The sequence below is a fragment of the Pseudomonas sp. Pse1 genome, assembly GCF_024519635.1.
GTDB lineage: Bacteria > Pseudomonadota > Gammaproteobacteria > Pseudomonadales > Pseudomonadaceae > Aquipseudomonas.
This window is the reverse complement of the sequence record NZ_JALJRO010000040.1, coordinates 1-12,801: the sequence shown is the minus strand read 5'-3', so window position 1 is coordinate 12,801 and position 12,801 is coordinate 1. Positions and strand designations below refer to the sequence as shown.

At 56.8% G+C, this 12,801-nt stretch carries 7 protein-coding genes and 7 pseudogenes; 8 read left to right on the top strand and 6 right to left on the bottom strand.

Features of this window, described 5'->3' with window-relative positions:
* On the top strand, nt 1-116 hold a 116-nt coding region (locus NR126_RS28100), incomplete at its 5' end, for a hypothetical protein (RefSeq protein ID WP_256832457.1).
* A gap of 825 nt (nt 117-941) precedes the next feature.
* Nucleotides 942-1,958, top strand: coding sequence for an NADP-dependent oxidoreductase (locus tag NR126_RS28095; RefSeq protein ID WP_158261861.1), 1,017 nt, complete (start codon nt 942-944; stop codon nt 1,956-1,958).
* 154 nt (nt 1,959-2,112) lie between these two features.
* Here NR126_RS28095 and NR126_RS28090 read toward each other — a convergent pair.
* A pseudogene (locus tag NR126_RS28090) lies at nt 2,113-2,505 on the bottom strand (LysR substrate-binding domain-containing protein); the annotation flags it as partial.
* Between the two features lie 3 nt (nt 2,506-2,508).
* Between NR126_RS28090 and NR126_RS28085 the strand changes: the two are divergent.
* The 3 genes and pseudogenes from NR126_RS28085 to NR126_RS28075 form a co-directional block, all read left to right on the top strand.
* Nucleotides 2,509-3,633 (top strand): annotated as a pseudogene (locus NR126_RS28085) (MFS transporter); the annotation flags it as partial.
* A gap of 17 nt (nt 3,634-3,650) precedes the next feature.
* Nucleotides 3,651-4,499: a transketolase gene (locus NR126_RS28080; protein ID WP_256832456.1), complete on the top strand. Its 849-nt coding sequence runs from the start codon at nt 3,651-3,653 to the stop codon at nt 4,497-4,499.
* The gene (locus tag NR126_RS28075; RefSeq protein ID WP_027620490.1) at nt 4,496-5,512 is read left to right on the top strand and encodes a transketolase family protein; all 1,017 of its coding nucleotides are present in this window, start codon (nt 4,496-4,498) and stop codon (nt 5,510-5,512) included. The genes NR126_RS28080 and NR126_RS28075 overlap by 4 nt, the downstream gene beginning before the upstream one ends.
* 218 nt (nt 5,513-5,730) lie before the next feature.
* On the opposite strand, the pseudogene NR126_RS28070 reads toward NR126_RS28075, so the two are convergent.
* Nucleotides 5,731-6,060 (bottom strand): annotated as a pseudogene (locus tag NR126_RS28070) (IS5/IS1182 family transposase); the annotation flags it as partial.
* A gap of 5 nt (nt 6,061-6,065) precedes the next feature.
* Nucleotides 6,066-6,626, bottom strand: coding sequence for a hypothetical protein (locus NR126_RS28065; RefSeq protein ID WP_027620492.1), 561 nt, complete (start codon nt 6,624-6,626; stop codon nt 6,066-6,068).
* Nucleotides 6,627-6,803: 177 nt separating this feature from the next.
* On the opposite strand from NR126_RS28065, the pseudogene NR126_RS28060 reads away from it, so the two are divergent.
* Nucleotides 6,804-7,310 (top strand): annotated as a pseudogene (locus NR126_RS28060) (IS5/IS1182 family transposase); the annotation flags it as partial.
* A gap of 193 nt (nt 7,311-7,503) precedes the next feature.
* Nucleotides 7,504-8,289: pseudogene (locus tag NR126_RS28055) on the top strand (TrkH family potassium uptake protein); the annotation flags it as partial.
* Nucleotides 8,290-8,499: 210 nt separating this feature from the next.
* Here the strand turns inward: NR126_RS28055 and NR126_RS28050 are convergent.
* Both NR126_RS28050 and purU read right to left on the bottom strand, forming a co-directional pair.
* A complete protein-coding gene (locus NR126_RS28050; RefSeq protein ID WP_105756067.1) occupies nt 8,500-9,474 on the bottom strand; it encodes a TerC family protein in 975 nt (324 codons plus the stop codon).
* 216 nt (nt 9,475-9,690) lie between these two features.
* Nucleotides 9,691-10,461 (bottom strand): annotated as a pseudogene (gene purU / locus NR126_RS28045) (formyltetrahydrofolate deformylase); the annotation flags it as partial.
* Nucleotides 10,462-10,907: 446 nt separating this feature from the next.
* Here purU and NR126_RS28040 point away from each other — a divergent pair.
* A pseudogene (locus tag NR126_RS28040) lies at nt 10,908-11,189 on the top strand (hypothetical protein); the annotation flags it as partial.
* 340 nt (nt 11,190-11,529) lie between these two features.
* Here NR126_RS28040 and NR126_RS28035 read toward each other — a convergent pair.
* Complete coding sequence (locus NR126_RS28035) at nt 11,530-12,327, bottom strand: CPBP family intramembrane glutamic endopeptidase (RefSeq protein ID WP_256832454.1); 798 nt, start codon at nt 12,325-12,327, stop codon at nt 11,530-11,532.
* Nucleotides 12,328-12,801 lie beyond the last annotated feature (474 nt).

Here is a 12,801-nt window from a genome sequence, read left to right as displayed (position 1 = left end):
TGGTGGGTGTGCAGGTGATCAGCCTGGATCAGGCGCCTGAGGGGTATGGCGAGTTTGACGCGGGAGTGCCGAAGAAATTCGTCATAGATCCGCATAAAACCTTTAGTGCAGCCTGATTTTTAACTGGCTCCCGGGCGTGGCGGCGAAATGCCGCTGCGTCGTGCTCATAGTGGCCTATCACCCCCCCTGAGTTATGCCATCCGTGTCAGCTATTCGCTGGCTCTGAATCTATACCTCAGACCCGCAAATCCCACTCGTCGAAGACATCTGCGCACTACCGAAAGATAGGACCCATTCGCCTTCAGGCAACGCAAGCTGAGGCTAATTTGTGCCCTCAAGAGACGAAGAAATGAAAACAAAAATAAAATCGATCGCACTGCTGGCCTGCCTTTTCGCAGCAATGGCCATTTTACTAATCTCACCTGCTCCCCGCTCTTATACCCCCCAGGTGCCTAGCGCCTGTCAGATAGCCAATGCACCGTGCAATCTGCCGCAAGGGTTTCGAGGATGGCCCTGAATTCCTGAGCTTGCGATTGACGTATTACTCAAACTAACTGTTTCTCTGGGAGGGATGCCACAGGCGAATGGCACTACTGCGCTTCTGGCATCAGACTAATCGATGATTTTCACTATCGCTCATATACAGGCGCTTTCCGCGGTGCGATTTGAAGCCGCAGATCGAGAATTGCTCGTGGAGTTCGCTCCCTCACACCCGGGTAACCAGCGACGGACACTTCAAATCCGATTTGCTAGTGATGCTGCACGTCAGTTGATCAAGGCCATCTTGGCGTTTGAGTCGGAATGAGTTCACCCATCGCGAACGCCACTTATCAAGTAAATGTCAGGGGACGGACCTGGTTTTTTTAAAGGGTTCTCCATTTCCGAGCCACCTTGCTTTGATGCTTTGTCGCGACAATCGAAAACAACGAGATGGAAGCCATATGCAAAACGAAGCCTGGGTAATCGCTGAACCCTCAAGGGGTGAATACAACCCTGAGTGTCTGCGCTGGGAAAGAAGACCCATTGCGCAGCCTGGCGATGGTGAAGTCTTGGTAAAGACCCTACTGATCTCCCTGGATCCCACCAGCCGTAACTGGTTGAAGCTTGAACCCAGCTCCAGTTATCTGCCTCTCGCGATAGGCAGTGTAATGATTGGCCAGGCTATAGGAGTAGTTGAGGCGTCTCGCTCAACGGATTTCGCCCCCGGCGATCTGGTCAAAGGCATGTGGGGTTGGGAGCGATACTCCATTGCACAACCGATGCTTATCGAGCGTTTTACCAGTGGGTCCCATATACCCCTGGAGGCGCACCTTTCGATTTTTTCGCATGTGGGTCGCGCTGCAGCCATTGGACTTTTTGAGATTGGGCAAGCAAGTCCAAATGATGTGGTGGTTGTATCAGGAGCGGCGGGTGCAACTGGATCCATTGCCGCACAAATGGCAAAAGCACAGGGCAACCGAGTCATTGGCATCGCCGGCGGCCCAGAGAAATGCAGGCTATTGATCAGCGAGTTTGGCCTGGACGGCGCAATCGATTACAAGCACGAAGACGTGGCAGTTGCTTTGTCTCAGCTTTGCCCCGAGGGCATCGACGTCTACTTCGATAATGTCGGTGGCCCGATTCTTGACGCCGTACTTTCCAATATGGCAGTTGGTTGCCGAATTGCAGTGTGTGGGGCTATGTCGCAGTACGACTTGGCTGACCCGATACACGCCTATGGATGTGAAAATCTGCCACAGATATTGTTCAGGAGAGCCCATATTCAAGGTTTCGTCGTGCCAGACTTTTCATCTCGAATGGGTGAATTCGACGCGATCCTCAAACATTTTTACGAGCGCGGAAAAATTCAGCATCGCGCCCATATTGTGGAAGGACTGGAGTTGGCTCCAGAAGCTTTGAAACATGTTTTCAAAGGTAGCAACAATGGCAAACTCATGGTTAGGGTTGCTTGTATCTAGACACGTGCCTTTGCGCCGCGATTGGGCTTTAGCTGGATACGTCAGTTCCCATGGAACTGACGTCGGCGATCGATAGTAAATCTGCTCTCCCGGCTCCAGCCCCCTTTTGTACATTTCAACATGGGGCGACACCATCGGGCCGACTGAGGGAACATCAATAACTGAAATCATGCCCCAACTCCTTCTGCATCCACTCCAGAAAGCGCCGCACTCGGGGAAAGTTCGAATGGGCGCGGGGAAACACCAGGTGGTGGGCGGTGATCGGTGAGCTCAATGCCGGTGCGACCTCGACCAAGGCACCGCGCTCGAGGTAATCCTGGGCCAGCAAGGTGCTTTCCAGGGCGAAACCCAGGCCGTGATGGGCTGCTTCCAGCGTCATGTAGGAACGGTCGAAGCTCAGGGTATAGGGCTTTTCCGGGCGCGACACACCGTGTTGGGCAAACAGCTGCGGCCACTTGATCAGGGTCGCTTCCGACAGGATCAATTGGCTGTCGAGCAAATCCGCTGCGGTGCGGATCGGACGCTTTTCCAGGAGCCTGGGCGAGGCACGGTCTACGGCCTGGGCGCTGGCATGTTCTTCATCGGTTACTTCCTCTGCGAAGTGCCGAGCAACATCATCCTGCACAAGGTCGGCGCACGGGTCTGGATCGCCCGCATCATGATCACCTGGGGCATCGTCTCCGCCCTGTTCGCCTTCGTCGAAACCGCCTGGCAGTTCTATGCCCTGCGCTTTCTGCTGGGCATCGCCGAAGCCGGCCTGGCGCCGGGCCTGTTGCTGTACCTGACCTATTGGTTCCCGTCCTATCGCCGTGCCCGCATGACCGTGTTGTGGTTCATCGCCATTCCGCTGTCGGGCATGGTCGGTGGCCCGCTCTCCGGCTGGATCATGAACCACTTCGCCGGCATGCATGGCTGGGCCGGCTGGCAGTGGATGTTCGTCCTCGAGGCCGTGTCGACGGTGCTGGTCGGCCTGCTGGTGCTGAGCTATCTCAAGGACGGCGTGCATCAGGCCAACTGGCTCAACGACGAAGAAAAGCAACTGATCACTCGGGAACTGGCCGAGGACAATCAGCAGAAAGTCACCCATGCCTCCGTCGGCGAGTTCATCCGTGATCGCCGTCTGTGGTTGCTGGCCGCCATCTACTTCTGCGTGGTGATGGGTCAGTACGCAATCACCTTCTGGCTGCCGACACTGGTGCGCAACGCCGGGGTTGCCGACCCACTGCACATCGGCTTCCTCACCAGCCTGCCTTACCTCTGCGCGATCGTGGCGATGCTGCTGGTCGGTCGCAGTGGCGATAAACATCGTGAACGGCGTTGGCATCTGATCGTGCCGATGATCGCCGGCGCTGTCGGCCTGAGTCTGGCGGCGTTGATGGGGGGCAATGTGACCCTGTCGATCCTCAGTCTGTGCCTGGCGGCCTCCGGCATCCTGTCCGCGACCTCACTGTTCTGGATGCTGCCCACCACGCTGCTGGGTGGCGTTTCCGCCGCCGCCGGAATCGCGGCCGTCAACAGCTTCGCCAACCTGGCCGGCTTCTGCTCGCCCTACCTGATTGGCTGGATCACCACACTGACCGGCTCCAGCGCCATCGGCATGTACCTGATCACCGGCGTGCTGGTGGCCGGCGCCCTGCTGGTGCTGCGCATCCCCGCCGCCCTGGTCAATCGTTGAGTTAACGGAGTTTCATCATGACAAATAATCCTTCACCTGCTTCAACCACGACGCTGGTTGAACGCGCACACAACATTCGTCGCCACGCGCTGCGCATGGGCCAGGTCCAGGGCCAGGGCTATGTCGGCCAGGCCCTCGGTGCAGCCGACCTGTTGGCAGTCTCCTACTTCCATGCGCTGAATCATCAGCCGCAGGACCCGGAATGGGAGGCGCGCGATCGCTTCTACCTCTCCATCGGGCACTACGCGATTGCGCTGTACGCGGCCCTGATCGAAGCCGAGATCATCCCGCTCGATGAGCTGGAAACCTACGGTTCGGACGACAGCCGCCTGCCGATGTCGGGCATGGCCGCCTACACCCCGGGCATGGAAATCACCGGGGGTTCGCTGGGCCAGGGCCTGGGCATTGCGGTCGGTGCCTGCCTGGGGCTCAAGCGCAAAGGCTCGGCCTCCTTCGTCTACAACCTACTGTCGGACGGCGAACTGAATGAAGGCTCGACCTGGGAAGCGGTGATGTCGGCGTCCCACTGGAAGCTCGACAACCTGATCGCCATCGTCGACGTCAACAATCAGCAAGCCGATGGCTACTCCAGTGAAATCCTCTCGTTCGAGCCGATTGTCGATCGCTGGCAAGCCTTTGGCTGGTTCACCCAGCGCGTGGATGGCAACGACATCGATGCACTGGTCACGGCATTCGATGCCGCCCGCCACCATCCCGACGCCCAGCCACGGGTGATCATCTGCGACACGAAAATGGGTAAAGGTGTGCCCTTCCTGGAGAACCGCGAGAAAAACCACTTCATCCGCGTGGAAGAACATGAGTGGGACCTGGCACTGAACAACCTTGAACAAGGAAAAAACCAATGAGCAACGCCGCCAACACTTCGACTAGCGAACCGGGCAAGAAGCGCCTGACCACCTCGGCGATGATTGCGTCCATTGCCTGCGAAGGCCAGGCCACCCGATCCGCACCTTTCGGCCACGCCCTGGCGGCGCTGGCCGAACAACGCGCCGACATTGTCGGGCTGTCCGCCGACCTGTCCAAGTACACCGACCTGCACATCTTCGCCAAGGCCCATCCGGACCGCTTCTATCAAATGGGCATGGCCGAACAGTTGCTGATGAGCGCCGCCGCCGGCATGGCCCGTGAAGGCTTCGTGCCCTTCGCCACCACCTACGCCGTGTTCGCTTCGCGCCGCGCCTATGACTTCATCTGCATGGCGATTGCCGAGGAAAACCTCAACGTCAAAATCGTCTGCGGCCTGCCCGGCCTCACCACCGGGTACGGCCCCAGCCACCAGGCCACGGACGACCTGGCGATCTTCCGCGCCATGCCCAACCTGATGATCGTCGATCCGTGCGATGCCCTGGAAATCGAGCAGGCCGTACCCGCCATCGCCGCCCACCAGGGGCCGGTCTACATGCGCCTGCTGCGCGGCAACGTGCCGCTGGTGCTGGACGAATACGGCTACCAGTTCGAAATCGGCAAGGCCAAGACCCTGCGCACCGGCAACGATGTGCTGATCATCTCCACCGGCCTGATGACCATGCGCTCGCTGGAAGCGGCCAAGGCCCTGAAAGCTGACGGCGTGGATGTCGCGGTGCTGCACGTACCGACCATCAAGCCGCTGGATGAACAGACCATTCTGGCGGAGGCTCGCAAGTCCGGGCGCCTGGTAGTCACTGCAGAAAACAGCTCGATCATTGGCGGCTTGGGTGAGGCGGTTGCCGGGTTGTTGCTGCGCAACGGTGTGACGCCGACGTTCAGGCAGATTGCATTGCCCGACGCGTTCCTCGACGCCGGCGCCCTGCCGACCTTGCATGATCGTTACGGGATTTCGACTCAGGCGGTGTGCGCGCAGATCAAAGCCTGGTTGTAGCTGGGCGGGTCCGGCACCTGGAAACGGGTGCCGAAGCCGTGACACTGGTGCGGCCGTCGAGTGCCAGCGCGACAGCCTGATCAATTTATGAACAAAACATTGCAGCCCCCGTAATCCGTGGCCTCTGGGCAATTATCCACAGATCTACCCACGCTAATTGTGGATAGCTTTGGTGTGTTTAGGCGCACTCCTGTGAGTGCCTGTCCAATAAGTGAAGGTCGAGACATGCGTGCCTTCACTATTCCCTGGGTGAAATTGCGCTCACGGTTGTTGACGGTTTTGAACTTGCTGCCATCGATGGCGATGATCGATTGGGAGAAGAAATTGAGGTTGCGACAAAGAACTACGAACTGGCGGCATACGCTGCGAATGGCTTTGCCGTAGATATAGATCTTCAGCAACACCGCTGGGTGGTAGGCCGGACGACCCGTTGCGGCAGGATCGACGCCCTCAAAACCCAGTGCGCCCAGGTCGAGCTCACCGACGAAAACATCGACCACACGCACTGGATTTTCTTCGGCTACGTAATCTTCCGAATGATCACACAACTTGCTTAGTTTGTGAGTGAAATGGTTAAGTCAATCGCACTAAGCGGCACATAAATCAGAGTTATAAAAGAATATAACTTTCGTGATTTGGCAGCAAATGCACAGACAGGAAGAATAATCATAATAACGTCAAAGGCACCCCACAGCGCTATCGGAGAGGATTTAAATAAAAGGATGTTTACGACAAATCCGAGAAAAAGATAAGTCGACAGCGATAACAGTGCATAACGGCCATCCTGTTCGAAGTAAACACGAAGGCCATCTTGCTCGTCCTCACTTCGGCTTGGCAGCAATAGGGCGGCAGAAACAAACAGTGAAAGCGCCAATAGAACGAGCAATAAAAACTCTGAAAATGAGTATGACTCCTTTACCTCAGGCAGTGCATTGACAGCCCACCAAAAATCCAGTTGTATCGTGAAAAGCATGATTGCCCAGACAAGTGCAACCCAATCGGGCGCCGCGGAACGGCGGATTCGGAAAACGGTCAACACACCAAGAAGTAGACGGGTGACAGACAGTCCCAACAACATCGAAAGAACCGTGGCAACGATAGGAAAGTTGCTCATGAAGCCTCCTGTCAGGTAACGATCAGGCTAGCGTAGCCCCGAAGTAGTCAAATAGAAATTTTAAACCGCAATTGCGCAGGCAATCACATCCACTGGATGCTGCTGTTAAAGAGCAAGGTCTGAGGCGCTCAGGCTCTTACTCGCCGAATCACGCAACGTAAATCCAGACGGATTCTGTCTTTCACCAATGGCCGCTCTTTTCGTTTTCGCGACAGCTCGTTGTTTCGCTGGCTGTTCAACGAAGTGCTGCGTCGCTGCATGGACGCCGGTCTGGTCAAGGGCGAAGGTTTTGCTGTGGGCGCGAGCGTCATCAAGGCGCACGCCAGTCGGCGACGTGGCGTACCCGGAAATGAATAGATCAACTGGAGCGATCCGTCGCTTAGTACTCGCGCCGTCCGTGAATACCTTGAAGCGCTGGATGAAGAAGCTTTGGCCGAAGCACTGCCCAAGCGCCTGTCGCTGACTGATCCGCTTTCTCGTTGGACCGCAGTGCCAGGAGGTCCGGGGTTCTTCGCGTACTCGACGAACTACCTGATTGATGTCGAGCATGGCGTGATCATGGATGTGGAACCGACGCCAGCTCATCGAACCGCCGAGGTCGGGAGCCTCTCGATCAGTGATTTTCAATGGAATGAAGAAGCGCAGGAATATCGTTGCCCCACGGGGCACGCCCTGCGTAGCGAGTAGCGGGCCTTCAGGAACCAGCGTTGTTCGCTCACCTCACAAGGGCCGCCGGCCACGGGATAGGTACACCCGGAATCAGCAAAAACCCTCAAATTAACCCACTGCCCAAGCTGCAAAGATCAACGCAGAACCCAAAAATCACCCAGCGTGGTGAACAGGTTCTGAAGTGACGGCCAACCTTGATGTCTTCCTCTCAACTTCTGATGCCTCTCTTGGGCATTGGACGCAACCATCGATTCACTGGGTGGCGGTAGCCATCATGATTCTGGGCAGTCTGCCATTCACCTTGTATGTCGCGTCATTGCGGGGTAATCGACGTGCGCTGATCAAGGATCACCAAGTCCGCGGATTCATTGGGTTCTTGCTCGTCACATCACTGGCTGTAGGCACCTGGCTGTATCTCCACAGCGATTACGGATGGTGGGATGCGTTTCGTATCGTGGCAGTTAATGTGACATCGGTTGTCACGACCACCGGAATTGCGGTTGGCGACTACACCTTGTGGGGCAGCTTCGCTGTCTTGCTGTTTTTCTATTTGACCTTTGTTGGTGGCTGCTCCGGCTCAACGGCAGGCGGTCTTAAAATCTTCCGTTTTCAGGTGGCTGCCGCTCTATTGGTCAGCAGCTTGAAGCAGTTGATCCATCCTCGAGCCGTGATTCAGAAGAAATACAACGGCCATCCCATCGACGAGGAGATCGTGCGCTCGCTGCTGACCTTCTCGTTTTTCTTCACCATCACCATTGCTGTCATCGCCTTGGGCCTGGCTCTCATTGGACTTGATTGGACAACAGCATTGAGCGGCGCCGCTACTGCGGTGTGTAACGTCGGGCCAGGGCTCAGCACGATCATTGGGCCGGCAGGTAATTTCTCAACATTACCGGATGCCGCCAAATGGCTACTGACCGTTGGAATGCTTCTAGGAAGGCTGGAAATCCTGACTGTGCTGGTACTGGTAACTCCCGTTTTCTGGAGATATTGATGATCGATGGTTGTATTTGTCGAGAGGCGGCTTCTGGCCGTTTCAGCCGGTTGCGACAGGATGAAATCGCTAAAACGGTCATTCACAAGATCCGTGACAAGGAGGTGTGTGAAGACACGCATAAGACCATCGATAACAAAGTAATCGGGTAGGTCATTGATTTCCGGTAGCCTGGGTCAAAACCTCATCAGCGCCAACATCTCTGATTCATCATTGCTCTTCCATAAGCCGTGCTTTGCTCTTCGTTAAAGCCAGACTCAACAGGACCGAAATCAATATGATGCCGCCGACTGTGGTCAGCGACCATTGGATCGGCACGTGCCACCACGGCGCGAGCAGCATCTTGCCGCCGATGAACACCAGTACGATGGCCAGGCCATATTTGAGCAAGTGAAAGCGGTCGGCCATGTCGGCAAGCAGAAAATACAGTGCGCGCAGGCCCATGATGGCGAAGATGTTGGAGGTGAACACGATGAAGGGGTCGGTGGTGACGGCGAAGATAGCCGGGATACTATCCACCGCGAACACCAGGTCACTGGCCTCGATCAGCACCAGCACGAGGAACATCGGCGTCGCCCAGCGCAGGCCGTTCTGGCGCACGAAGAAGCGCTCGCCGTGAAAGCCGTCGGTGATGCGAATATGGCTACGCAGCCAGCGTAGCAAAGGGTTCTTTTCGAGGTCTGGCTGCTGGTTGGCGAAGATCAGCATCTTGATGCCGGTGATGACGAGGAAAGCACCAAAGACATAGAGCAGCCAGGCAAACTCCCGCACCAGCCAGACACCGGCGAAAATCATACCGGCACGCATGACGATGGCGCCGAGCACGCCATAGAGCAGGACACGGCGCTGCAACTCTGGCGGCACGGCGAAGTAGCCGAAGATCATCACGAAAACGAACATGTTGTCGATCGACAGCGACTGTTCGATCAAGTAACCCGTCAGAAATTCGAGCGTTGTACGCTGGGCCACTTCGACGCCGAACATGCTGCGCAGATACCACCAGAGCAGGACGGCGAAGACCAGCGCCAAACTGATCCAGGCGATGACCCAGGCCAGCGCTTCGCGGACCGAAACACGATGCGCCTTACGTCCGCCGAAGACGAACAGATCGAGCGCCAGCATGGCAAGGACGAACACGACGAAGGCGGCCCACATCCAGGGTTGGCCGACGCTGATGGAGGTCATTGACTGTCTCCGCATGAAACAGAAATAGACTGGAGGAGTCATGTTAACGAGCCTTCTACATCAACAAAAATCGTTTATTCGTTGCGAACAGTTCGTTTTTTACGAAGTATTGGTTCAGGGCACGAGGCCCAGGCGAGGAGCATGGCCCGCCAACAATCCCGCCTCACTCGATCTCGATGAACGAACTGCTACACCCTTCGAAAAATCTGGAAACTGTTAAGCCGGTAATGCTGGCGTATACACGAGCACACGATCTTCGAGATGGTTTCGAAGCCCACGGGCCAATACGGTTTTTTCGACGTCTTTGCCTAACCGCACAAGATCATCGACAGACTGTTCGTGGCTGACGCGCACGACGTCCTGCTCAATGATCGGCCCCTCGTCGAGGTCTTCGGTCACGTAGTGGCAGGTCGCGCCGATCAGCTTTACTCCACGACGGGACGCCTGGTGATACGGCTTTGCAGCGATGAACGAGGGCAGGAAGCTGTGATGAATGTTGATCACTTTATGGCGGTATTTTTCACACAGGTTCTGCGGCAGGATCTGCATGTAACGAGCAAGAACGATGCAGTCCGCGCGGTACTCATCGATCAGTTGTTCGGTTTTGGCAAACCCTGCGGCCTTGTTGTCTTTGTCGACCGGTACGTATTCGAATGGAATGCCGTACCACTCAACCAGACTGCGCAAATCCTCATGGTTGGAGATCACACAGGCGATGTCACAGACCAGATCACCGGTCTTCCAGCGATCGAGCAGATCGGTCATGCAGTGCGAGCCTTTGCTGCACATCAGCACCACACGCTTGCGCTGGTCGCTGTCGACCAGACGCCAGTTCATCGACATCTCTTGTGCGAGCGGTTCGACTTTGCGTTTCAACACTTCGATGTCAAACGGCAGGGTCTCCGCGCGAACAACCATGCGACTGAAGAAACGATTGCTCTCTTCGTCAGAGAACTGCGAGGCTTCCTCAAGGCGTGTGCCCTGACTCATAAGCTGCGCATGCCTTGAGCCGGTCACCAAAGACACACCGAGGCATAGCCGCCATGTTGTGAAGCTGAGTCACGGAGGGACGGATGCAGCCGCCAATCTTGAGATCTACCACCTGCGGTGCCCAAGGGATGTGCAATTTGCCAACGTCGACGATGTACAACCGGGTGCCCCATAGCGCCTTAGCAGAGGCTTGAGCCGTGTGCTGGGAAACTCGCATGTCCGGGGGATGCGGGCAACCGCGTCTGACTACCCGACAATTAGATCCGGCCGTGAGCGTGTGGCCGTTCAAACTGCCCACTACCACCTATACTGCCGAAGCCGTGTCGTCGAGGTGGAGACAAGTCGTTTCAGCTAACTTCGGCCTTGCGTGCGCTGTCGCATGACAATGATGCTTGTGCAGTAAACCCAACCACTCTCAAACGGAAAGAGAACGTCGCATGAACATGAACAGGTTTTTGTTGGGAGCCACCACTTTACTGTTTGCCACCGCGGCCAGTGCTGATATTCCGCAGCTCAACTACGAGTGCCCGACCAATATCGCCGTGCACGCGGATAAGGGCGGGCCAGTGTTCATCAATGGCAAAGAGGCCAAACTGAAGAAGTTCAACGACAACGCCTATGAAGCCAGGGGCTCTGGCGTGGCGATTTCCCTCACGCGCAATCCAGATGAATCATGGGACGTATCCTATACCGGTAAAGGCGGGGCTAACGGGGTTTGCCAGCTAGCGACATCGGGCGCTGTGAGTGCCAATAGCAACAGTGGCACATCTGCCACCAGCAAGGCGGAGAAGGCCTGCCTGGCCGAGGTGGCGAAGAAAACCGGTGTGGCCGTCAGCAAACTTTCGGTGACCGACGTCATGACCGCCGAAGCAGGAATTGGCGTGACGATCAGCGTACCTGAGGCGGACGCGCCTTGGTCGTGCCTGTCCAGTGCCAGTGGCAAAGTCCAGGGCGCAAGTTACACCGGGTCTGAAGGCAACCTCTGATGCATCCAAGCGCCTCTTTCGCGCGCGGCCGGCAGACCCACAGGGCTTGGCCCGGCCGATCGCGCAACTCGGCTTGGCCTTAGTGCCCAGGGGGGATGGCGCCCAACAGGGCGATGATGAAGAGCGTCCAGTCGTTGAGTATATGAGCACCCGTGGAGACCCAGATGTTCTTCGTCATGATATAGGGCAGCAGCAGGACCAGCCGAGCGCTGCCGATAACGACGAACGCCTGCACCATGTTCCAATCATAGGTCGGCAGGTGCGCCGCGCCGAAGAGCAGGGCCGACAATAGCCAGGCACCGACGATCGTTCCCTTGCGTGACCAGTGCAACCGCGTGTTCAGGAACGTCATCAGTGCAAGGAATGGCAGGATCGTCAGCACCTCCTCGCCCAATAACTGCGGCAGCGTCTTGAGAAAGAACAGTAGGTGCTCGACGGGTGTTTGCGTCGCCATCCCTGCGAAAACCGGGTTTGAGTGCGTCCCCAGGGTCTTCATGACCACCAGGCCTATGACCATGGTGACCACGATATTGAGCAGCGCGAACAGTATCATCCATTTGATGTCGCGGCCCGTGACCCTGTGGAACAGTGCCATCCAATGTTGCGGAGTGATACATGCCAGCGTCGCCAGCGGAATGGCGAAGAACAGGATTGCGGGAATGAACTGCCCAATGTTTCCCGCAAACAATGGCAACGGCGCTATCAACACCAGGAACCCGGCCAGCACCCCAAACATCAGCAGCAGCCATTGTTTGCCTGAAAGGCCCACGGGCTTGCCGTTGTAGTAGGGGAAGTCGTCATCGAGGTACTCCAGGCAGTGGAAGCGCTCATCCGCCCCGGATTCGTCATGGTCTGTTGGCTGCTTGCAGTTATCCATAGGTGGCCTCCCTCCGACGTGAAGTACCAAAGGCATGGGAACTATTCCACGCCGCAGTTCACCGTAGCAGTGCTGGGCCGAGTCGCAAGGCATTTTCGGGCGGTGAGCAACGACACCGCTTCGGCGCCAATGGAGAGAATCCGCCAGATCGTCATAGGCGAAGGCGACCTGGCTCCCATCCGGTGAAATCGTCGGCTATCGCACCAGCATGGGGGCACCGGTGCTGGCTGGGAATTCGCCAGAAAGGCAGAGCTTCATAGTTGCGTCGCTCGGCAGACGATGGATCCTGAATTTGTCCATTGGCTTCGCTGCTGTAGTGAGTCACCGTGCGAATGGCTCGGGGTGGTACCGATCGGCTTGCCCTCGCGAAATTCGATGTAGTGACTGCTGCGTTAACCTTCACGCCAGCGATGGCTGCCGAACGTACGGTACAACCTGGTGACGTCACAAACGCGCATCCCGCTTGTGCAAAAC